At 57.1% G+C, this 21164-nt stretch carries 19 protein-coding genes; 8 read left to right on the top strand and 11 right to left on the bottom strand.

Annotated elements, in window-relative coordinates; all coding sequences use genetic code 11:
- Positions 1-19 precede the first annotated feature (19 nt).
- On the bottom strand, positions 20-343 hold the full coding sequence (locus SOM82_RS20600; protein WP_320461578.1) for an AzlD domain-containing protein: 324 nt from the start codon (positions 341-343) through the stop codon (positions 20-22).
- A complete protein-coding gene (locus tag SOM82_RS20595) occupies positions 343-1002 on the bottom strand; it encodes an AzlC family ABC transporter permease (RefSeq protein WP_320461579.1) in 660 nt (219 codons plus the stop codon). The genes SOM82_RS20600 and SOM82_RS20595 overlap by 1 nt, the downstream gene beginning before the upstream one ends.
- A 102-nt stretch (positions 1003-1104) precedes the next feature.
- Here SOM82_RS20595 and SOM82_RS20590 point away from each other — a divergent pair, with 102 nt between their 5' ends.
- The 4 genes from SOM82_RS20590 to SOM82_RS20575 all read left to right on the top strand — a co-directional run bounded on the left by SOM82_RS20590 (position 1105) and on the right by SOM82_RS20575 (position 6255).
- The gene (locus SOM82_RS20590; RefSeq protein ID WP_154128672.1) at positions 1105-1653 is read left to right on the top strand and encodes a helix-turn-helix domain-containing protein; all 549 of its coding nucleotides are present in this window, start codon (positions 1105-1107) and stop codon (positions 1651-1653) included.
- 68 nt (positions 1654-1721) lie between these two features.
- Positions 1722-2717, top strand: a complete 996-nt coding sequence (locus SOM82_RS20585) for a LacI family DNA-binding transcriptional regulator (RefSeq protein WP_320461580.1) — start codon at positions 1722-1724, stop codon at positions 2715-2717.
- A 104-nt stretch (positions 2718-2821) separates the two neighbouring features.
- Positions 2822-4945 (top strand): alpha-galactosidase, encoded by a 2124-nt coding sequence (locus SOM82_RS20580; RefSeq protein ID WP_320461581.1) that lies wholly within the window; start codon positions 2822-2824, stop codon positions 4943-4945.
- Positions 4946-4989: 44 nt separating this feature from the next.
- A complete protein-coding gene (locus SOM82_RS20575; RefSeq protein WP_320461582.1) occupies positions 4990-6255 on the top strand; it encodes an MFS transporter in 1266 nt (421 codons plus the stop codon).
- Between the two features lie 35 nt (positions 6256-6290).
- On the opposite strand, the gene rhaM is transcribed toward SOM82_RS20575, so the two are convergent.
- The 9 genes from rhaM to rhaB all read right to left on the bottom strand — a co-directional run bounded on the left by rhaM (position 6291) and on the right by rhaB (position 17365).
- Positions 6291-6605 carry an L-rhamnose mutarotase gene (rhaM, locus tag SOM82_RS20570; protein ID WP_320461583.1) on the bottom strand — a complete coding sequence of 105 codons (315 nt, stop codon included), beginning with the start codon at positions 6603-6605 and terminating at the stop codon, positions 6291-6293.
- Complete coding sequence (fucO, locus tag SOM82_RS20565) at positions 6602-7750, bottom strand: lactaldehyde reductase (protein ID WP_154128677.1); 1149 nt, start codon at positions 7748-7750, stop codon at positions 6602-6604. The genes rhaM and fucO overlap by 4 nt, the downstream gene beginning before the upstream one ends.
- Positions 7751-8151: 401 nt before the next feature.
- Positions 8152-9156: an ABC transporter permease gene (locus tag SOM82_RS20560; RefSeq protein ID WP_320461584.1), complete on the bottom strand. Its 1005-nt coding sequence runs from the start codon at positions 9154-9156 to the stop codon at positions 8152-8154.
- Complete coding sequence (locus tag SOM82_RS20555; protein ID WP_320461585.1) at positions 9156-10157, bottom strand: ABC transporter permease; 1002 nt, start codon at positions 10155-10157, stop codon at positions 9156-9158. The genes SOM82_RS20560 and SOM82_RS20555 overlap by 1 nt, the downstream gene beginning before the upstream one ends.
- Entirely contained in the window at positions 10157-11668 is a 1512-nt protein-coding gene (locus SOM82_RS20550; RefSeq protein ID WP_320461586.1) for a sugar ABC transporter ATP-binding protein, read from the bottom strand. The genes SOM82_RS20555 and SOM82_RS20550 overlap by 1 nt, the downstream gene beginning before the upstream one ends.
- Positions 11669-12325: 657 nt before the next feature.
- Positions 12326-13312: a rhamnose ABC transporter substrate-binding protein gene (gene rhaS, locus SOM82_RS20545; protein WP_154128681.1), complete on the bottom strand. Its 987-nt coding sequence runs from the start codon at positions 13310-13312 to the stop codon at positions 12326-12328.
- Positions 13313-13399: 87 nt separating this feature from the next.
- Positions 13400-14230, bottom strand: a complete 831-nt coding sequence (gene rhaD / locus SOM82_RS20540) for a rhamnulose-1-phosphate aldolase (protein ID WP_320461587.1) — start codon at positions 14228-14230, stop codon at positions 13400-13402.
- Between the two features lie 409 nt (positions 14231-14639).
- The gene (locus tag SOM82_RS20535; RefSeq protein ID WP_320461588.1) at positions 14640-15899 is read right to left on the bottom strand and encodes an L-rhamnose isomerase; all 1260 of its coding nucleotides are present in this window, start codon (positions 15897-15899) and stop codon (positions 14640-14642) included.
- The gene (gene rhaB, locus SOM82_RS20530) at positions 15896-17365 is read right to left on the bottom strand and encodes a rhamnulokinase (RefSeq protein WP_154128684.1); all 1470 of its coding nucleotides are present in this window, start codon (positions 17363-17365) and stop codon (positions 15896-15898) included. Before rhaB ends, SOM82_RS20535 begins: the two co-directional genes overlap by 4 nt.
- Positions 17366-17666: 301 nt before the next feature.
- Here rhaB and rhaS (SOM82_RS20525) point away from each other — a divergent pair, with 301 nt between their 5' ends.
- From rhaS (SOM82_RS20525) to yiiM, 4 genes are all read left to right on the top strand, one after another.
- Complete coding sequence (gene rhaS / locus SOM82_RS20525; protein WP_320461589.1) at positions 17667-18503, top strand: HTH-type transcriptional activator RhaS; 837 nt, start codon at positions 17667-17669, stop codon at positions 18501-18503.
- 72 nt (positions 18504-18575) lie between these two features.
- The gene (gene rhaR, locus SOM82_RS20520; RefSeq protein ID WP_320461590.1) at positions 18576-19424 is read left to right on the top strand and encodes an HTH-type transcriptional activator RhaR; all 849 of its coding nucleotides are present in this window, start codon (positions 18576-18578) and stop codon (positions 19422-19424) included.
- Positions 19425-19732: 308 nt separating this feature from the next.
- Positions 19733-20353 (top strand): superoxide dismutase [Mn], encoded by a 621-nt coding sequence (gene sodA / locus SOM82_RS20515; RefSeq protein ID WP_063144341.1) that lies wholly within the window; start codon positions 19733-19735, stop codon positions 20351-20353.
- Between the two features lie 74 nt (positions 20354-20427).
- On the top strand, positions 20428-21102 hold the full coding sequence (gene yiiM, locus SOM82_RS20510; protein ID WP_320461591.1) for a 6-hydroxyaminopurine reductase: 675 nt from the start codon (positions 20428-20430) through the stop codon (positions 21100-21102).
- The last annotated feature ends 62 nt before the right edge of the window (positions 21103-21164 follow it).

Below are 21164 nucleotides of genomic sequence, written 5' to 3'. Positions count from 1 at the left end.
CATCAGGGAATATCTTTGATCAATGTAAACCGGCCACGCGCAGCAGCGCCGTCACCACCGCCGCCGCAATAATCACCACGATCAAAGGCACTTTGCGCCAGGCCAAAAACACCGCAAACGCCACGCCCAATACCCGCGCCATTCCGGCGAAATGCTCACCTTCATAGAATGTTGTCGCCAGCGCCACGGAGAACAGCAAAACCGTCGCGGCATCCGAAAGCAGCGCCTGAGCGCGTTCAGACAGCGCCAGTCGATTGCCGATTTTTGCCCCGGCCAGACGCATCAGATAGGTTCCGGCTGACAAAATCGCCATCCCGAGAATAAAAATCGTCATGTTTTCCACTATTTTTTCCTCGTCGCCAGACCCAGTAAAGAGAGCAGCACCGGTAAACCTACCGGCGCAAACGGCACCGCTGCGAGCGACAGCGCCGCGCCGCTACAGGCGCGGATCAGCGTGGTGCGGTTTTTAAACGCCGGTACGACGAGCGCCAGCAAGATGGCGGGAAACACCGCATCAAGGCCAATGGTTTCAGGGGCGGGTAACAGTTTACCGACCACGGTTCCGAGCAGTGTACCCAGCGGCCAGACGATCGCCACGCCCAGACCGCACAGCCAGTAGGCGGCTTTGCGTTGTTCAGGTGTTTTTTGCGACAGGCCAAACACCACGCTTTCATCATTCATAATGTGGCAACCCAACAGGCTTGCACCGCGTTTGCCGACGAGATCGCGCACCGTAACGCCGAACGGCACGTGTCGGGCATTGACCAGCAAACCCGCCGCCGCCGCTGCCAGGGGATTACCACCGCTGGCGACGATGCCGATAAACATAAATTCAGACGCGCCGGCGAGTACCGTCAGGGAAAGCACAAACGGCACCCAAATCGGGAAGCCATAGGCCATCGCCAGCGATCCATACGACATGCCTACAACGCCAACGGCCAGGCATACCAGAACGATCGCTTTGACGGTGTCGCCTTTCAGGCAAGAGAGGGAATTTTTCATACAGTTTTAGCCATATCGAACGAGTATCCATTATAATGAACGCTTCAATGTCGTTTTTCAAGATGAACGATTCGTTCGATTTATAGAACAAGAGGCCGTTTTATGACGCAGCCAATCAGCGTTATCGCCAAAAGTCTGGTGCGAGAACGTCTGCGAACCGGGCTTTCACTGGCAGAAATTGCACGCCGTGCCGGAATCGCCAAATCCACACTCTCCCAGCTGGAATCAGGGAACGGGAATCCGAGTCTGGAAACGCTCTGGTCACTTTGCGTGGCGTTGGGCATTCCGTTTGCCCGTTTACTGGAGCCGCAGCTGCCGACCACGCAGGTGATCCGCCGTGGCGAAGGGACGAAGGTGATTGCCGAGCAGGCCAATTATCAGGCCATTTTACTGGCGGCCTGCCCGCCGGGCGCACGCCGCGATGTGTATATGCTCATGACTCAACCTGGCGCGGACCGAATTTCTCAGCCGCATCCGCCGGGGTCAGTAGAGCATATCATCGTCACGCAGGGCCGGGCGTTAATCGGATTAACGGATGCGCCGGAAGAGCTGGGCGAAGGGGATTACATCTGTTATCCCGCCGACCAGCCGCATATTTTCAAGGCGCTGGAGCCGGACACCCATGCGATTCTGGTCGCAGAACAGAACTAATCCACACTGGACGCTTGCCGTCCGGTGCGTGACACTATTGGCGTTCAAACCTTCAGACACGGAATAACATGTCGCTTAAAGCCATTGCCAAAGAACTGGGGCTGTCTGTCACCACGGTCAGCCGCGCCCTCAACGGATATGATGACGTTTCCCGCGAGACGCGTGCGCGCGTGGAAGCTGAAGCGCAGCGCCGCGGCTATCGGCCCAATACGTTTGCGCGTCGGCTGAAGATGGGCAAAATCGACGCGGTTGGGCTGGTCTTTCCGGTGCATCCTGTTCCGCTCAATAACAGCGTGTTTATGGACATGGTCGGCGAAATTAGCCACGAACTGGCGCGACATGAGATCGATTTGCTGCTCATTGCCGATGACGATCTGGCCGACAAGCACAGCTATATGCGCATGGTGCAAAGCCGTCGCGTGGATGCGCTGATCGTCGCCCACACCCTCGACAGCGATCCGCGTCTGCAGCAGCTGCAAAATGCCGGTTTTCCCTTTCTGGCGCTGGGCCGCAGCCAGTTGTCAAAACCCTACGCCTGGTTTGACTTCGACAACTATGCCGGCACGTACAATGCCACGCGCTGGTTGATGGCGAAGGGCCATCAGCGTATTGCGCTGCTGGGCGAAAGCAACAATCAGGCGTTTATCACCCAGCGCCGCCTGGGTTATCTCGATGCGCTTCGCGAGGCGGGGCTTTCCAGCGAATGGCTGCGTACGATGCCGCCCTCTCGCCGCGCGGGATACACCACCACGCTGGAGCTGCTGGCGCTACCCGAACCACCTACCGCCATCGTCACCGACTGCAACACCCACGGCGACGGGGCTGCGATGGCGCTTGCCCAATGCGGGCGACTGACCGGCGACAATCCGGTTTCGCTGGTGGTTTACGACGGCCTGCCGCAGGACAGCATCGTGGATGCCGACGTGGCGGCGGTGATCCAGTCCACCCGCCAGGGCGTGGGTAAGCAGATTGCCGACATGGTTCGCCAGCTGATCAACGGCGATGACATCACCCGTCTTCAGGTGCTTTGGCAGCCTGAATTTTCACCGGGCCAGACGGCCTAAATCACCGCAAAACTCTAAAGTCGATCACAGATCCGAAACGTTTGGGTTGGTATCCGAAACGTTTCGGATCAACACTCAGGACATCCGATGACAGGAGATGTCCGATGCAAGATTCGATTTTACGACTCGAAAGCAAGACGGTAGATGTGGTGATAAAAACGCACCCGTTCGCCGAAATTCTTTACTGGGGGCCGCATCTTAGCCACTTTTCGCCGCAGGATGCCCACACACTCTCAAGACCCGTCGCCAACGGCAGGCTGGATGTGGACACCCCGGTCACGCTGATGGCCGAGCTGGGGCACGGGCTGTTTGGTGCGCCGGGAATAGAAGGGCATCGCCAGGGGCTGGATGGTTCTCCGGTGTTCAGAACCGTTGCTGTCGAACAGCAGCGCCAAAGCCTGACCATTACCGCAGAAGATGCGCACGCCGGTCTGCGTCTGACCAGCGAAATCGCGCTCGATGACAGCGGGGTGCTGGTGGTTCGTCACGGTCTGACTAACCTGCGCGCGCAGCCGTGGCAGGTCGATCGGCTGGCGGTTACGCTGCCGGTGGCGGAGCGGGCGCAGGAAGTGATGGCCTTTCATGGCCGTTGGATCCGCGAGTTCCAGCCGCATCGTCTGCTGCTTGAGCACGACAGCTTTGTGATTGAAAACCGTCGCGGTCGCACCTCTCACGAACACTTCCCGGCACTGATCACCGGCACACGGGCATTCAGTGAAATGCACGGTGATGTCTGGGGTGTCCATCTTGGCTGGAGTGGCAACCATCGCCTGCGGGCGGAAGTTAAAACCGATGGCCGCCGTTATCTGCAGGCCGAAGCGCTCTATCTGCCTGGCGAAATGGCGATTGAAGAGGGCGAAACCCTCTGGACGCCTTCTTTATACGCCAGTTATTCCGCCAGCGGGCTGAATGGCATGAGCCAGCAGTTCCACCGCTATCTGCGGGAGAACATCATTCGCTTCCCGGAAAACAAGCCGCGTCCGGTCCATCTGAATACCTGGGAGGGGATCTATTTCAGCCACGACCCGGAGTACATCATGCGGATGGCCGACGAAGCCGCGTCGCTTGGCGTGGAGCGCTTTATCATCGACGACGGCTGGTTCAAAGGGCGCAATGACGACCATGCGGCGCTGGGCGACTGGACTCTCGACGAGAAAAAATACCCCAACGGCCTGATGCCGGTGGTCAATCACGTCAAAAATCTCGGTATGGAATTTGGTATCTGGGTTGAGCCGGAGATGATCAATCCGGACTCCGATCTGTATCGCGCGCATCCCGACTGGGTGCTGGCGCTGCCCGGATATGTGCAGGCGACCGGACGCCATCAGCTGGTGCTGAATCTGAATATTCCGCAAGCGTTTGATTACCTACTGGAACGTATGAGTTGGCTGCTGGGTGAACATCCGGTGGATTACGTGAAATGGGATATGAACCGCGAGCTGGTGCAGCCAGGGCACAACGGTAAAGCCGCTGCCGACGCGCAAACCCGTCAGTTCTACCGCCTGCTGGATACCCTGGGAGAACGGTTCCCGCACGTGGAATTTGAATCCTGCTCTTCCGGCGGCGGGCGCATTGACTACGAAGTGCTTAACCGCTGTCACCGCTTCTGGGCATCTGATAATAACGATGCCCTGGAGCGCAACACTATCCAGCGTGGGATGAGCTACTTCTTCCCGCCGGAGGTGATGGGGGCGCACATCGGTCATCATAAATGTCACGCCACCTTCCGCCAGCACAGTATTGAATTTCGCGGGCTGACGGCGCTGTTTGGCCATATGGGGCTGGAACTGGATCCGCTGACCGTGGATGAGCACGAGCGTGAGGGTTATCGCCGCTACGCCGCGCTGCATAAGCAGTGGCGCGAGGTGATTCATCATGGCACGCAGTGGCGCGTTGATATGCCGGACACCACCACGCTGGCGCACGGTATAGTGAGCGACGACAAAGCGCAGGGGCTGTTTATTGTCAGCCAGCTGGCGATGCCGGATTACACCCTGATGATGCCGCTGCGCATGCCGGGGCTTGCGGCAAACGCGCAGTACCGCATCACTTTGCTCGACGACCCGAATATCCGCCTGACCGGCGAGGGGGGGCACACCATGCGCAAACTCCCGGCGTGGATGGAAACGCCGCAAACGGTGAGCGGTGAGTGGCTGATGCAAGCGGGGATCGCTCTGCCGATTCTGGATCCGGAAACCGCCATTCTGATTGGCGTTGAACGCGTGTAAGGGTGATGGGCCGGGCGACCGGCCCTGAGTTGAGGATAAAAATAATGAACACGACTGCCTGTACCCACAAAGACAACCCTAATTTCTGGATTTTTGGGGCGTTCTTCTTTCTCTACTTCTTCATTATGGCCACCTGCTTTCCGTTCCTGCCTATCTGGCTGTCGGATATCATCGGCCTGAATAAAACCCATACCGGGATTGTTTTCTCCTGTATCTCGCTGTCTGCCATCGCGTTCCAGCCGGTGCTGGGCGTGATTTCCGATAAGCTAGGGCTGAAAAAGCACCTGCTGTGGATCATCGCTATTTTGCTCTTCTTATTTGCGCCGTTTTTCCTGTACGTCTTCGCTCCGCTGCTGAAAATGAATATCTGGCTTGGGGCGCTAAGCGGCGGGCTGTATATCGGTTTTGTCTTCTCGGCAGGATCGGGCGCGATTGAGGCCTACATTGAACGCGTCAGCCGCAACAGTTTCTTTGAATATGGTAAAGCCCGCATGTTCGGTTGCCTGGGTTGGGGGCTTTGCGCCTCCACCGGGGGCGTGTTGTTTAGCATCGATCCGTCGTTAGTTTTCTGGATGGGCTCCGGGGCGGCGCTGCTGTTGATGCTGCTGTTGGTCGTCGCCAAACCGAAACCCAACCAGACCGCTGAGGTGATGAACGCGCTGGGCGCAAACCAGCCGCAGATCACCGCGAAAACCGTGTTTAGCCTGTTCCGTCAGCGCAGAATGTGGATGTTCATTTTGTATGTGGTCGGCGTGGCGTGCGTCTATGACGTCTTCGATCAGCAATTTGCCACTTTCTTTAAAAGCTTCTTTGCGACGCCGGAAGAGGGGACGCGTGCCTTTGGTTTTGCCACCACGGCAGGAGAAATCTGCAACGCGATCATTATGTTCTGCTCACCGTGGATCATTAATCGTATCGGCGCGAAAAACACGCTGCTGATTGCTGGCCTGATTATGGCGACGCGCATTATCGGTTCGTCGTTTGCGACCACGGCGGTGGAAGTGATTGCCCTGAAAATGCTGCATGCGCTGGAAGTTCCGTTCCTGCTGGTGGGCGCGTTCAAGTACATCACCGGCGTGTTTGATACTCGCCTGTCAGCGACGATCTACCTGATTGGTTTTAACTTTGCCAAACAGTCGGCCGCCATTTTCCTCTCGGCCTTCGCCGGGAATATGTATGACCGGATCGGTTTCCAGGATACCTATCTGATACTGGGATGTTTCGTTCTGGCGGTGACGCTGGTGTCAGCGTTTACGCTGAGCAGCAGGCAAGAGATTGCGGCACGCAGTAACACGGTTGAGGCGAATTAAGAAAAGCGCTGCCGCGAGTGCGGCAGCGTGAACAGCTATTCGAGATAAAACACCGCTTTCAGCTCTGCGCTGACCGGGCTGTTGTCGGGGTTAGACGGCATCACGTCGCGCATGTGTTTCCACCAGCGCTGGCACACGTCGGTATTCGCCACCGCGTTCCAGCGCTCTTCCGACTCAATTTCCACGGTAGCGAACAGCAGGTTACGCGCTTTATCAAGATAAATGGCGTAATGATGCGCACCGTGATCTTTCAGCACCGATTCCAGCTCGGGCCAAATCGGGCTGTGGCGACGCTCGTACTCTTTGTGAGCATCCGGGTTCACCTGCATCACAAACGCTTTGCGGATCATAGGGCCTCCAGATACAGCTCGCGAACGTCATCGCGGCTGGCGGTGCGTGGGTTGCATGGCGCACACGGATCGGCGAGCGCTTTATCCAGCCAGCCTTCGATATCCGTTTTGGTGACGCCGAGCTGGCTGAAGCCGGATGGAATACCGACGCGAGCGCTCAGGTCGCGAATCGCCTGAATGGCCGACATGCTGGCCGCTTCGTCGCTCATCCCGCGCGTATCGACGCCCATCGCCTGCGCCACGCGGGCGAAGCGCGTGACGGCGTTCGGACGGTTAAAGTTTTCGATGATCGGCAGCAGAATGGCGTTGCACACGCCGTGCGGCAGATTGTGGGTCGCGCCCGGCTGATGCGCCAGCGCGTGAACCAGTCCCAGTCCGGCGCTGTTAAAGGCCATGCCCGCCAGATATTGTCCAAACGCCATTTGCTCACGCGCTTCGAGGTTGTGCCCATCGTCGACGGCTTTCGGTAGCCAGAGGCTGATCAGGCGAATCGCTTCCAGCGCGTTAGCATCGGTGAGCGGGTGCGCGCCGACGGAGACATAGGCTTCGATGGCGTGAGTCAGGGCATCCATCCCCGTTGCGGCGGTGACGGAGGCGGGAATGTCGAGCATCACGCTGGCGTCATCCACGGCGATATCCGGGATGATATTCGGGTCGATGATCACCTCTTTCACCTGGCGTTCGCTGTCGATGATCACCGCGTTGCTGGTCATCTCCGCCGCCGTACCGGCAGTGGTATTAATCGCCACCAGCGGTACGCCTGCGTTTTTCACTTTGCCGACGCCGGAATAAGCGGTTGACGGGCCAGGGTTTGCGGTGAGGATTTTAATCGCTTTCGCCGTATCAATCGGGCTACCGCCGCCGAAGGCAATCACGTAATCACATTCTGCGTTGCGATAAGCGGCATAGCCTTGCTGCACGAGGGCTTCGGTCGGATTGGGAAACACCTCATCAAACAGATGCCAGGGCATCTGATGGGCGTCCAGGGCGGTAAACAGGCTATCGAGCAGCCCCATTTTTACCAGCTGTCCGTCGGTGACAATCAGCGCTTTGCCCCACTGTTTGCTCGCCACCAGATTGACCATATCGCCGATTGCGCCTGCGCCGTGCAGGCTGATTTTGGGAAGCGCCAACATAAAGCTCATGATAATTCTCCTTAACGTCTATTTTGTGAAAATCCTTTTCCCCTCACCCTGGCCCTCTCCCCAAAGGGGAGAGGGGATGACCCGGTTTTCTCCCTTTCCCCAATGAGTTGAGGGGATTATCCGGTTTTCTCCCTTTCCCCGATGAGGTGAGAGGATGACTCGGTTTTCTCCCTTTCCCGATGAGGAGAGGGGATGACCCGGTTTTCTCCCTTTCCCCAATGAGTTGAGGGGATTATCCGGTTTTCTCCCTTTCCCCGATGAGTTGAGGGGGTGACCCGGTTTTCTCCCTTTCCCCGATGAGTTGAGGGGATTATTCGGTTTTCTCCCTTTCCCCGATGAGTTGAGGGGATGACCCGGTTTTCGCCCTCTCCCCTTTGGGGAGAGGGGCGGGGTGAGGGGGGTTAAAGTCGTCTTCGCTGCATAATCCGGCGGGTGATAATCGGCAGCGAGATCACCACAATCAGCATTGCGCCAATGATGACTGACATCACGATACCCGGCACGTTGAGCAGGCTCAGGCCAAAGGTCACCAGCCCCATCAGGAAGGCGGCGATAATCACGCCTACCATGCTGCCGGAGCCGCCAAGGATATTGACGCCGCCGAGCACCGCCATGGTCACTACCGCCAGCTCCCAGCCCATCGCAATCGTCGGGCGCGTACTACCGAGACGCGAGGTGAGCAGTACCGAGGCCAGCCCCGACATCAGCCCGACCAGCGCAAACAACATCAGGTTGTGGCGTTTGACGTTAATACCGGAATACCACGCGCCGGTCGGGTTATTACCGATGGCGTAAGTCCGGCGGCCAAAATTGGTGCGATGCAGCATAAAGGCAAACACCACCGCCAGCACAATGAACAGCGCAAACTCAAAAGAGAGTGCTCCCCAGACGTAACCCTGCCCCAGCCACGCGAAGCTTTCTGGCCAGGTATTCAGCGCCTGATCGCCGAGCAAAATGTAGGTAATGCCGCGATAGAGACTCATGGTGCCGATGGTGATGACGATGGACGACAGATTAAAACGCGTCACCAGCAGGCCGTTGAACAGCCCGCACAGCAACCCGACGCCTAAACCCACGCACACCAGCAGCGGAGTATCCACGCCCGCCGCCGCGCAAAAGCCCATTACCGTTGAGCTGAGTGCGATAGTGGAGGCCACCGACAGATCAATTTCCCGGGCGATAATCAGCATCGCCATCGGCAGCACAATGATCGCTTTTTCGGTGAAGTTGAACGTGGCGTCAGACAGATTCCAGATATTCAGGAAATAGGGTGAGGCCAACGCATTGGCGACAAACACCGCCAGCGTGACGGCCAGCAGAAAGCCTTCCCAGCACAACAGACGCTGGAAAATGCCCGTGGAGCTCGGTCTGTTTTTGATCTCTTCTGAGGTCATGATTTTGCTCATCAGTTCACCGCCTGTTTCTGACGCGCCAGCGCCGCATCGCGCAGGATTAACCGCCCTTTGCGCTTGTTGCCGCGCTCGTTGAGCAGCACCGCAATCACAATGACCGTGCCGGAAATCGCCATTTGCCAGAAAGGAGAGACGCCGATCACCGGCAGCGCGTTGTTGATGACGCCCAGGAACAGGGCGCCAAACAGACAGCCCAGCACGCGGCCCGTGCCGCCCATGGTACTGATCCCGCCAATGACACAGGCCGCGACGACCTGTAACTCAAAGCCGTTGGCGACATCGACATAGGCAACGGCGAAGCGCGAAATCCACAGATAGCCGCAGAAGCCGGCCAGCGCGCCGGAAAGGCAGAAGCTGACGCACTGCATTTTGCCCGCGTTGATCCCGGTGTAATACGCCGCCGTGGCGTTGCCGCCTGCGGTGTAGAGCGCGCGTCCGGTGCGGCTGTAGCGCAGGAAATAGCCCACCAGCAGCAGCGCAAAAATGGCGCACCAGCTCAGAACCGGCAGGCCGAGAAGTGACGCGCGCGGCAGGGCGAGGAAATCCGCACCCATTTGGTTGGAGTTGACCCAGCCGCCGCCGGAGAGCAAAAAGATAATCCCGCGATAAATACTCATTGTGCCCAGCGTCACCACAATCGCCGGAATGCCCAGTTTCCACACCAGCAGGCCGTTGATGATGCCCATCAGCAGGCCGAGCGCCGTGGCCAGTACCAGCAGCGCCCAGACGGGCACGTTGGGATAATGGAAGTTAATCAGGGCGACAATCATGCCGGTCAGCGCCAGATTGGCGGCCATCGACAGGTCGATACCTTTGGTCAGTAGCACCATCATCTGGCCGAGGGCGAGAATGATAAGAATGGAAGTATCGTTAAATATTTCCACCAGATTACCCGGGGCGATAAATGACGGCACCCGGCTGCCGATGGCGATAATCATCAGAATAATGACCGCCCCGAGCAGCGCTTCGCGGTGTTTAAGCAGTTGCTTTAACATTATGCGGCCTCCTGTTTTGCACCGCTGGCCGCGCTGACGATCGTTTCCGCCGTTGCGCCGCCCGCCTCATATTCCGCCACCATCAGTCCTTCATGCATCACGATGATCCGGTCGGCCATGCCCATGACTTCCGGCAGTTCTGATGACACCATAATCACCGCCAGCCCCTGGCCGACCAGCTCGGACATAAACTGATGAACCGCCGCTTTTGAGCCAATATCAATGCCTTTTGTCGGCTCATCGAGGATGATGACGTCAGGATGAGTCGCCAGCCATTTACCGATCACTACTTTTTGCTGGTTGCCGCCAGAGAGCGTTTCGACCGGCTGTTTCCAGCTAAACGCTTTCACCTGCAGCCGCGTCGCGTACTCATCTGCCAGCTGCCATTCGCGATCGTCATGTAATATGCCGCGCGGATTGAGCTTACTGAGCTGCGGTAGGCTGATGTTCTGCGCGATCGGTAGTTCGATAATGGCGCCCTGTTTTTGCCGCTCCTCCGGTACGCAGACGATCCCCGCGTTGATAGCGTCGGCGGGCTGGCGGAAGCGTTGCGTTTTGCCATTCAGCACGATCTCGCCAGACGAGGGCCGCGTAACGCCGGAAAGCGCCTGCATCAGTTCGGTACGACCCGCCCCCACCAGCCCGTAAAAGCCGAGGATCTCGCCTTTGCGTAGTGAGAAGGTGATGTGCGCAAATTCGGTCGGATGACAGAGATCGTTGACCTCCAGCACCGTATCGCCTTTCTCGCACGCCACTTTAGGGAACGTTTGGGTGATCGCCCGGCCCACCATCATCGCCACCATCCGCTCTTCGGTGATGTCGTTGATGGCGCCCGCACCGACGAAGACACCGTCGCGCAAAATGGTGTAGTGATCCGCCAGCTCAAAAATTTCGTCGAACTTGTGTGAGATAAACAGGATCGCTTTGCCTTCCTGTTTCAGGCGCTCCACGATCTGATAAAACTCGAGGATTTCGTGCTGTGACAGGGCGGCGGTGGGTTCGTCGAGGATCACTACCTGCGCCTCAAACGACAACGCGCGAGCGATGGCGACCATATGGCGCTGGGCGATGCTCAGGGTTTTGAGCGTAGCGCGCGGATCAATTTGCACTTCAAGGCGGGTGAGCAGCTCCTGCGCCCGACGGTGCATTTCCGGCCAGTCGAGCTTTTTGAACAAGCCTTTATACAGGTACTGACCGACAAAAATATTTTCGGTCACGGACAGCTCATCAAACAGAACGGTTTCCTGATGAATCGCTGTTATCCCGACTTTGTGCGCCGATTCCGGCGTCGGGAGCTGAATGGGGATCGCTTTGTAGAGGATTTCGCCCTCTTCAGGCTGATAAATGCCGGTCATCACTTTGACCAGCGTCGATTTGCCCGCGCCATTTTCACCGATAAGCGCGGTGACTTTGCCGGGCCAAAGCTCAAGCTGCACGTTCTCAAGGGCGCGCACACCAGGGAAAATCTTGGTGATGCCCTTAAGTTCCAGCAGCGGTGTGGATGCGTTCATGATAGTTCTCCGCAAGTTTTCCCTCACCCTAACCCTCTCCCAAAGGGAGAGGGGACTGTCCGGTGCCGCGATTGCTTCTCCCCTCTCCCGGAGGGTGAGGAGACTGTCCGGTGCCGCAATTACTTTCCCACTCTCCCGGAGGGAGAGGGACCGTCCGGTGCCGCAATTACTTCTCCCCTCTCCCGGAGGGTGAGGAGACTGTCCGGTGCCGCAATTACTTTCCCCCTCTCCCGGAGGGAGAAGGGGGCTGTCCGATGCCGCGATTGCTTTCCCACTCTCCCGGAGGGAGAAGGGGGCTGTCCGGTGCCGCGATTGCTTTCCCACTCTTCCAAAGGGAGAAGGGGACTGACCGGTGCCGCGATTGCTTTCCTACTCTCCCGGAGGGAGAAGGGGAATGACCGGTGCCGCGATTGCTTTCCTACTCTCCCAGAGGGAGAAGGGGAATGACCGGTGCCGCGATTGCTTTCCTACTCTCCCGGAGGGAGAGGGGGAATGACCGGTGCCGCGATTGCTTTTCCCACTCTCCCAGAGGGAGAAGGGGACTGCCCGGTGCCGCGATTGCTTTCCTACTCTCCCAAAGGGAGAGGGGACTGTCCGATGCCACGATTACTTTTCCCCCTCTCCCTTAGGGAGAGGGCCGGGGTGAGGGTATTAAGATCAGAAAATTTTGGAGAATTTATCAATGTTGCTGGCATCGTAAACGAACGGCTCTGCCATCGCGCCGCTGCCATCGGCGTCCAGTTTCACTTTGCCCAGTTTGCCCATGCTGGCTTCCTCTTTGGTGGCGCTGCCTTTGACCAGATCGTCCGCTAAATAAGTGGCGGCATAGCCGAGATCAATGGGGTTCCAGATAGCGAAGCTTTTGCTTGCTCCGGATTTGATCGCGCCCGCCATTTCAGACGGCAGACCCAGGCCGGTGACGTACACTTTGCCAATCTTGCCCTGATCTTTAACGGCCTGTGCAGCGGCCACAATGCCCACAGAGGATGGAGAGACGATCACTTTCAGGTCCGGGTAGGTTTTCAGCAGTCCGACCGCCTCGCGATAGCTTTTATCCGACAGATCGTCGCCATAGGCCACGGTCACCAGATTGACGGACGGGTACTTTGGCAACACTTTTTTCATCTCGGCAATCCAGGTATTCTGGTTGGTCGAGGTTGGCGTCGCACTCAGTATCGCGACATCGCCTTTTTCGACGTTGAGCGCTTTCAGCGCGTCGGCGGCCAGCTTGACGTTGGTTTCGCCAATCAGCGCGTTATTGGAGGGGTTCAGGTGGATCTGACGTCCGGCTTTCGCCACGCCAGAATCCCATGACACCACTTTGATCCCGCGCTGCATGGCCTTTTTCAGTACGGGCACGACGGCGTCCGGATCGTTAGCGGAAATCGCGATCGCGTCTACGCCCTGGGCGATCAACCCGTTCAGCACTTCGATCTGCGCTTCGGCCGTTGTGGTGGTCGGTCCGGTATAAATCACTTTTACATCACCCAACTCTTTGGCCGCCTCCTGAGCGCCAACGTTCGCTGCCTCGAAGAATCCATTTCCAAGTGATTTCGCCACCAGGGCGATTTTAACTTCTGCTAAAGCGGAACCGGACAACGCCAGAGCGGCAACGGTGAGGATCAAGCTTGTCTTTATTTTCATTGCTTTTACTCCACTGATTTAGGTGTGTTGTGTAGGGATTGCAGGTGACAGAGTTCGCCCCGTCTCGATGAGCGGGGCGCGATGTTGTTATTTATAAAGTTCTAACGCTGATTTCAGCGGAGTCACGCCAAAGCGTTTACCCAGCGCAATCAACTCTTCCTGAGTGATGGTCTGTTTCATTCCGCCCATGGAATAGACCTTCACCAGCACTTCGGCGGATTTCTCGGCGGTGTCGATCAGACCAAACGCTTCATCAAGCGTTGGGCCGCTGCCGAACACGCCGTGGAACGGCCACAGTACCAGCGAATGTTTTTGCATCTCCTGCGCGGTGGCTTCGCCGATCTCATCGGTTCCCGGCACCATCCACGGCAGAATGCCCACGCCGTCCGGGAACACCACCAGACATTCGGTGCTACCTTCCCACAGTTTGCGGGTGATAAAATCGGTGTTGTTTTCCAGCACGTAAGTCAGGGCGATCAGATTGGTCGCGTGGCAATGCATAATCACGCGGTCTTTCCCGTGGGTCGCTTTAATGCGCTCGCAGTGAGAGAGGAAGTGCGCCGGCAGTTCTGAGGTTGGCACCGCTTCGTTCGTCAGCCCCCAAAGAATGTGGTAGCCCGCGCCGTCGCTGTCCACTTTTACCACGCCTAAATTTGCGGTTGGATCGAGCTGCACGTTGCGGAAGAACTTGCCAGAACCCGTGACGATAAACGGCGTGTTGGCGAGCAGCGGCATCGGCTGGCTCAGGGCGATATAGCGCGGTTTCTGGTGGAAATCGGCTGCGAAGGGCGCAAGGTCTGCCTCGTCAAGACGCAGCGTCAGGTTGCCGCCGTTGCGCTCGTCCCAGCCTTTTAGCCAGGCATCAGTGGTGGCTTTGATCATGCCCTGGACGAACCAGGAATTTGTGATGGTCTGCATAGTGTTCATGTTCCTGTGATTTCGGCGAGGCCTGATGCCCTCACCCTAGCCCTCTCCCACAGGGAGAGGGGACTGTTCGGTGTACTTTTCACGCTCTCCCTCAGGGAGAGGGCTGTTCGGTGTACTTTTCACGCTCTCCCTCAGGGAGAGGGCTGTTCGGTGTACTTTTCACGCTCTCCCACAGGGAGAGGACTGTTCTGTGCGCTTTTCACCCTCTCCCACAGGGAGGGGACTGTTCGGTGCGCTTTTCACCCTCTCCCTCAGGGAGAGGGCTGTTCGGTGTACTTTTCACGCTCTCCCACAGGGAGAGGACTGTTCTGTGCGCTTTTCACCCTCTCCCACAGGGAGGGGACTGTTCGGTGCGCTTTTCACCCTCTCCCTCAGGGAGAGGGCAGGGGTGAGGGTTGTGTTACCCGCGTTTGCTCAACACGTCTTTCTCATACGCGCGCACGTTGTCCAGCCACTGGCTGCCCGCCGGTGCGTCGTTGCGCTGGCAGTACATTTCCCACACCCCTTGCCATGGCAGAGATTTTTGCTCTTCAAGCAGCGCCAGACGCGCGGTGTAGTCGCCCTGTTCCTCCAGCGCACGCAGTGCCGCCGTTGGCTCCAGCAGCGCGCGCAGCAGGGCTTTCTTCATGTTGCGCGTACCGATAACCCACGCGGCGATGCGGTTGATGGAGGCATCAAAGAAATCGAGGCCAATGTGAACGCGATCGAACAGGTTGTGACGGATGATTTCGCTGGCAATCGCCTGGGTTTCGTCATCCAGCAGCACTACGTGATCGCTGTCCCAGCGCACCGGACGGCTCACGTGCAGCAGCAGACGGGGGACGAACAGCATGGCGGCAGAAATTTTGTCGGAGATCACTTCCGTCGGATGGAAATGGCCCGCATCCAGGCACAGTGCGGTCTGGCGGCTGGTGGCGTAACCCATATAAAACTCATTGGAACCCACGGTGTAGCTCTCTGCGCCAATACCGAACAGCTTGCTCTCGACCGCATCAATATGATGGGCCGGATCGAGTTTTTCGCTGATCACGTCATCCAGCGCATCCATCAGGCGCTGGCGCGGAGCCAGACGGTCAACGGTAATATCTTTCATCCCGTCCGGGATCCAGATGTTCATTACCGATGGCGTACCCAGCTGTTCGCCGAAATACGCTGACACGCGACGGCTGGCCTTTACGTGATCGATCCAGAACTGGCGAATCTCATCGTCAGCGTGCGAAAGGGTAAAACCGTCGGCACTCAGCGGGTGCGAGAAACAGGAGGGATTAAAATCCAGACCCAGCTTGTTGGCTTTTGCCCACTCCACCCAGTTTTTAAAATGCTCTGGTTTGATTTCGTTACGCGCCACAGGCGTAGGGGCTTCGTGATAAATCGCGTGCAGATTCAGGCGTTTTGGACCAGGAATTAAACTGAGCGCCAGCTCCAGATCGGCGCGCAGTTCGGTCGCGTTGCGCGCTTTGCCAGGATAGTTACCCGTTGCCTGAATGCCGCCTGAGAGCGCTGCGCCAGTATTCTCAAAGCCTGCAACGTCATCGCCCTGCCAGCAGTGCATGGAGACCGGCAGACGGTCGAGCTGATGCAGCGCCTCCTCGACATCCACGCCCACGGCGGCGAAACGCTGTTTAGCCAGTTCCCAGGCTTGTTCAAGTTGAGTGGTCATGCGCAAAGCTCCTTTGTCTGTCGTTTTTGCTGAAACTGCGCCCGACAGGCGGCAATCTCATGGCAGGGATTGGGGGTGTAGGTGGTGAGGGCGTAATTGCCGGTCACCACCGAACGGAAATCATCAACGTTGGTGAGTTCGTCCAGCGTCATAAGCTGAATGCCGATGTTGCCGAGCGTGGAGGCCTCGACGGGCCCCGCCACCACTTCGATACCGCAGGCGTCGGCGCACAGCTGATTCAACAGCTGGTTCTGGCAACCGCCGCCGACAATATGTAGCTGGGTGAAGGGTTTACCGCGCAGCGCGACAAGCTCATTCAACACGTCGGCATACAGCAGAGCGAGGCTATCGAAAATGCAGCGCGCCAGCTCGGCCGGGGTGTGGGGCACCGGCTGGGATGCCTCCCGACAGGCGGCCTGGATTTCGGCGCTCATATTCGTCGGATTGATAAATCGGTCGTCGTTCGGGTTAATCAGAAAACGACAGGCGGTAAGTTTTTCCGTGCTGGCAATCAGCGCCGAAAGGTCGCTGATGTTTTGCTCTTTCAGGACGCGCTGGAGCAGCCACAGCCCCATGATATTTTTCAGCACGCGATAGCGGCCTTCCGCTCCGCCTTCATTGGTGATATTCGCCGCCAGTGCTTTTTCGCAGGTGTACGGCGTTTTGCTCTCAAAGCCCATCAGCGACCAGGTGCCGGAGGAGAGATACGCCGCGTCTTTGCTTGCCAGCGGCGAAGCAATGACCGCGCTGGCGGTGTCATGGCTGGCCACGGCGACGACAGGAATTTCATTCTTCTGCGGGCAAATCCAGTGACCGATCACGTTACCGGGATGCGTCGGCGTGCCGAACCAGGCGGCAGAAGCACCGGTCCAGTTGAGCAGGTTTTCATCCCAGTTATCGGAGTTGATATTGACCAGCTGGGTGGTGGTCGCGTTGGTATATTCCCAGTTCATTTTGCCGGTCAGGCGATAGCTGAAGTAATCGGGGATCAGCAGGGCGTGGGCGACATTCGCCACTAATTCTGGCTGCTGCTCAACCAGCGCGCGCAGTTGATACAGCGTATTGAACGGTAAAAACTGAATACCGCTACGCCCGTAGATATCGGCTTTTCCCAGGTGCTCAATCGCACGGGCCATCACGCCATCGGTACGGCTGTCGCGATAGGAAACGGGCAGGCCAATGCGATGGCCTTCGCGGTCCAGCAGCACAAAATCCACTCCCCACGTATCAATCCCGATACTGTCGATGCGAATACCTTCCTCGCAGACTTTGTTCAGACCGGTGCGAATTTCGGACTCCAGGCTATCAATATCCCACGTCTCAACGCCGTCCTGTTTTTGCAGGGCGTTAACGAAGCGATGAATTTCGCGAAGCGAAAGTGCGCGCTGCTCAGGCGCGTAGCGGGCAAGCATGACACGGCCGCTGGATGCGCCTAAATCGACAGCCACACAATGGCGAAAGGTCATAATCGGGTCCTTCTTAGAGTCATTGCGAGACAGTCTAAGAAAGGGAAGAAAAACGGACCTTCTTGCCACTGACAGGCACACTCCGGCGCTGGCAAGAAAGCAAAGATGAACGTGAGGGAGTTCACAGTTTCCAGATTTGATGCAGATTGAGGGCCATGTGACGGTGACCGCATTTCCCGATCTTTCCCGTCGTTTCTTGAAAATCCGACAGCCTTTGCACGCATTGCTGTCAAAAATTGAAGGTGAGCATCGCGGCCAACACATACTATTTTGAGAACATTTCTCATCGGTGGTGGCTGTTATGACCGTACTGCACAGCGTGGATTTTTTTCCTTCCGGAAGCTCGCCTGTGGCGATTGAGCCACGGCTCCCTCAGGCGGCATTTCCTGAACATCATCATGATTTTCATGAAATTGTGATTGTTGAGCATGGCACGGGGATTCACGTGTTTAATGGCCAGCCCTATACCATCAGCGGCGGAACTGTGTGCTTCGTGCGGGACCATGACCGGCACTTGTATGAACACACCGATAACCTGTGCCTGACTAACGTGCTTTACCGTTCGCCGGATGCGTTTCAGTTTTTGTCAGGAGTCAACCAGCTGCTACCGCAGGAAAAGGACGGCCAGTACCCTTCGCACTGGCGGGTGAACCAGACCACGCTGCAGCAGGTGCGTCAGCTGGTGGGCCAGATGGAGAACACGGAAGACGACGACGAAACCCACGCGCGTGCCAGCCGCGAAATGCAGTTCATGCAATTATTGGTTCTTCTGCGGCGCAGCAGTCTGGTGGAAGGGGCGGAAAACAATGATGCGCGGCTGAATTTACTGATGGCCTGGCTGGAAGATCACTTCGCGGAAGATGTGTGCTGGGAGACGGTGGCGGATACCTTTTCGCTTTCGCTCAGGACGTTGCACCGTCAGCTTAAACAGCATACCGGCTTAACGCCGCAGCGTTATTTGAACCGCCTGCGTCTTATCAAGGCGCGACATCTTCTGCGCCATACCGATGAAAGCGTGACGAACATCGCTTATCGCTGCGGTTTTGGTGACAGTAATCACTTTTCGACGCTTTTTCGCCGCGAATTTAGTTGGTCGCCGCGCGATATTCGCCAGGGCAGAGATGCCTCCCTTCAGTAACGCGAGCAGAATCACCGTTTTTTTGCCGTAAAGCGGCTAATAATGTCAGGTTATTAGCCGCTGAGGTGAGTTGTGGGCGCTCCGTTAATTCTTCGCAAATCCGATTTCTTTGCCAGTGCCGGGCAGGCGGTGGCGGTCGCCGATCGCTATCCGCAAAATGTCTTTGCGGAGCACACCCACGAGTTTTACGAGCTGGTGCTGGTGTGGCGGGGTAACGGGCTGCACGTCCTCAATGACCGTCCCTGGCGCATCACCCGTGGCGATCTGTTTTATATTCGCGCTGAAGATAAACACTCCTACGCATCGGTGAACGATCTGGTGCTGCAAAATGTCATTTATTGCCCTGAAAGACTCAAACTGAACGTTGACTGGTCAGGACTGATTCCCGGCTTTCATGAGGCGCACACCGCACCGCACTGGCGGTTGAGCAGCACGGGCATGACTCAGGTGCGACACGTCATCACTCAGCTTGAGCAGGAGAGCCAGAAAGCTGAACCGGGCGCGAATGAGATGGCCGAACTGCTTTTTGCCCAGCTGGTGATGACCCTCAAACGCTATCGTTACGCGACGGATAATCCCTCTGCCAATGAGCAAGAAGCGTTGCTCGATAAACTCATTACCACCCTGGCGGGCAGCCTGAACCGGAGCTTTGTGCTGGAGAAATTCTGCGAGCGGGAGCAATGCAGCGAACGAGCGCTGCGCCAGCAGTTCCGCACTCAGACTGGGATGACGGTGAATCACTATCTGCGCCAGCTGCGGATCTGTCATGCCCAGTATTTGCTGCAACATACCGAGCTGATGGTGAGTGAAGTGTCTACGCGCTGTGGCTTTGAGGACAGCAACTACTTTTCTGTGGTCTTCAACCGTGAAGTAGGAATGACGCCGGTTCAGTGGCGTCATCGTAGTCGAAAAGCCGCGTAGAAGCAGGGCGCTGATAGTCCACGGCAGAATGAGCCAGCAAACCGTACCGCGGCTCCCCTCCGATCCCGATGAGTGTAAAAATTAAGCGGTGAGCGAACCTTCAGAAGGTTGCCGCCCTTTTGTTGTCCCTGACAGTCAGCGCGCTAACCGCGTGAGCGGACTCGCAAAGTTAGCATCGTACAAAAGTGAATAACCTTATAAAAACTACGGCATTGATAATCATTTTCAATATCATTTAATTAACTATAATGAACCAACTGCTTACGCGGCATTAACAGCTGTGCCGCCCGACAATAATGGAGAGGATTATGAGTTATACACTGCCATCCCTGCCGTATGCCTATGACGCACTGGAACCGCATTTCGACAAGCAGACGATGGAAATCCATCACACTAAACACCACCAGACCTATGTCAACAACGCGAATGCTGCGCTGGAAAGCCTGCCGGAATTCGCCAGCCTGTCTGCTGAAGAGCTGATCACCAAACTGGATCAACTGCCCGCTGACAAGAAAACCGTTCTGCGTAACAACGCGGGCGGTCACGCTAACCACAGCCTGTTCTGGAAAGGCCTGAAAACCGGCACGACCCTGCAGGGCGATCTGAAAGCGGCTATCGAGCGCGATTTCGGTTCCGTGGATAACTTCAAAGCCGAGTTTGAAAAAGCGGCTGCGACCCGTTTCGGTTCTGGCTGGGCATGGCTGGTACTGAAAGGTGACAAACTGGCGGTGGTTTCTACCGCTAACCAGGACTCCCCGCTGATGGGTGAAGCGATTTCTGGCGCATCTGGCTTCCCGATTGTGGGCCTGGATGTGTGGGAACATGCTTACTACCTGAAATTCCAGAACCGTCGCCCTGATTACATCAAAGCATTCTGGGACGTGGTGAACTGGGACGAAGCAGCAGCGCGTTTCGCCGCTAAAAAATAAGGTTGCACGATAGCCTGTGAGAAGCGAGTCTGATGACTCGCTTTTTTTGTATCTGCATAAAGGAGCAACGATACATGCACTATCCGGTTAATGTGTTTACAGGCAAGGTAAAGGACTACGACGGCAGCCGCCCGAGCGCGATTGCTAAAGTGCAGCTCGACGGCGAACTGACGCTGACCGAGCTTGGGTTGGCGGGTGATGAGCAGGCCGAAAAAAAAATCCACGGCGGGCCTGAGCGCGCGCTGTGCCACTATCCTCGCGAGCACTATCTCCACTGGGCGCGAGAGTTTCCCGATCAGGCTGATTTATTTGTTGCCCCTGCCTTTGGCGAGAATCTGTCGACGGACGGGCTGACCGAACAGAACGTCTTTATCGGCGATATTTTCCGTTGGGGAGATGCGCTGATTCAGGTCACGCAGCCGCGCTCCCCATGCTTTAAGCTCAACTTCCATTTTGGGATCAGCGATATGTCCGCTCAGATGCAAAGCGCAGGCAAAACCGGCTGGCTGTATCGCATCATTTTAGCCGGACAGGTGTCGGCAGATGCACCGCTGGAGTTGCTCTCGCGTCTCAGTGATGTGTCGGTGTATGACGCCTGCGCGATCGCGTGGCACATGCCGTTTGACGATGAGCAATATCGTCGTCTGTTGTCGGCCGCAGGGCTTTCGACAAGCTGGACCAGAACGATGCAGAAGCGGCGCGTTAACGCCGAGATCGAAGACAACTCGCGAAGATTATGGGGTAAATAGGGGCGTTCCTTTACTCCTCGCACGGCCTTCTCCCCTCACCCCAGCCCTCTCCCCAAAGGGGC

It is taken from the genome of Lelliottia sp. CFBP8978 (assembly GCF_034046055.2).
Classification (GTDB): domain Bacteria; phylum Pseudomonadota; class Gammaproteobacteria; order Enterobacterales; family Enterobacteriaceae; genus Enterobacter.
The sequence above is the reverse complement of the archived record's forward strand: the minus strand, read 5'-3'. Positions and strand labels throughout refer to the sequence as shown.

What these genes read in the sequence shown, in the direction of transcription:
- SOM82_RS20595 (WP_320461579.1), bottom strand. Translation starts at nt 1,002, where the DNA reads ATGAAAAATTCCCTCTCTTGCCTGAAAGGCGACACCGTCAAAGCGATC.
- SOM82_RS20590 (WP_154128672.1), top strand. Translation starts at nt 1,105, where the DNA reads ATGACGCAGCCAATCAGCGTTATCGCCAAAAGTCTGGTGCGAGAACGT.
- SOM82_RS20585 (WP_320461580.1), top strand. Translation starts at nt 1,722, where the DNA reads ATGTCGCTTAAAGCCATTGCCAAAGAACTGGGGCTGTCTGTCACCACG.
- SOM82_RS20580 (WP_320461581.1), top strand. Translation starts at nt 2,822, where the DNA reads ATGCAAGATTCGATTTTACGACTCGAAAGCAAGACGGTAGATGTGGTG.
- SOM82_RS20575 (WP_320461582.1), top strand. Translation starts at nt 4,990, where the DNA reads ATGAACACGACTGCCTGTACCCACAAAGACAACCCTAATTTCTGGATT.
- rhaM (WP_320461583.1), bottom strand. Translation starts at nt 6,605, where the DNA reads ATGATCCGCAAAGCGTTTGTGATGCAGGTGAACCCGGATGCTCACAAA.
- fucO (WP_154128677.1), bottom strand. Translation starts at nt 7,750, where the DNA reads ATGAGCTTTATGTTGGCGCTTCCCAAAATCAGCCTGCACGGCGCAGGC.
- SOM82_RS20560 (WP_320461584.1), bottom strand. Translation starts at nt 9,156, where the DNA reads ATGAGCAAAATCATGACCTCAGAAGAGATCAAAAACAGACCGAGCTCC.
- SOM82_RS20555 (WP_320461585.1), bottom strand. Translation starts at nt 10,157, where the DNA reads ATGTTAAAGCAACTGCTTAAACACCGCGAAGCGCTGCTCGGGGCGGTC.
- SOM82_RS20550 (WP_320461586.1), bottom strand. Translation starts at nt 11,668, where the DNA reads ATGAACGCATCCACACCGCTGCTGGAACTTAAGGGCATCACCAAGATT.
- rhaS (WP_154128681.1), bottom strand. Translation starts at nt 13,312, where the DNA reads ATGAAAATAAAGACAAGCTTGATCCTCACCGTTGCCGCTCTGGCGTTG.
- rhaD (WP_320461587.1), bottom strand. Translation starts at nt 14,230, where the DNA reads ATGCAGACCATCACAAATTCCTGGTTCGTCCAGGGCATGATCAAAGCC.
- SOM82_RS20535 (WP_320461588.1), bottom strand. Translation starts at nt 15,899, where the DNA reads ATGACCACTCAACTTGAACAAGCCTGGGAACTGGCTAAACAGCGTTTC.
- rhaB (WP_154128684.1), bottom strand. Translation starts at nt 17,365, where the DNA reads ATGACCTTTCGCCATTGTGTGGCTGTCGATTTAGGCGCATCCAGCGGC.
- rhaS (WP_320461589.1), top strand. Translation starts at nt 17,667, where the DNA reads ATGACCGTACTGCACAGCGTGGATTTTTTTCCTTCCGGAAGCTCGCCT.
- sodA (WP_063144341.1), top strand. Translation starts at nt 19,733, where the DNA reads ATGAGTTATACACTGCCATCCCTGCCGTATGCCTATGACGCACTGGAA.
- yiiM (WP_320461591.1), top strand. Translation starts at nt 20,428, where the DNA reads ATGCACTATCCGGTTAATGTGTTTACAGGCAAGGTAAAGGACTACGAC.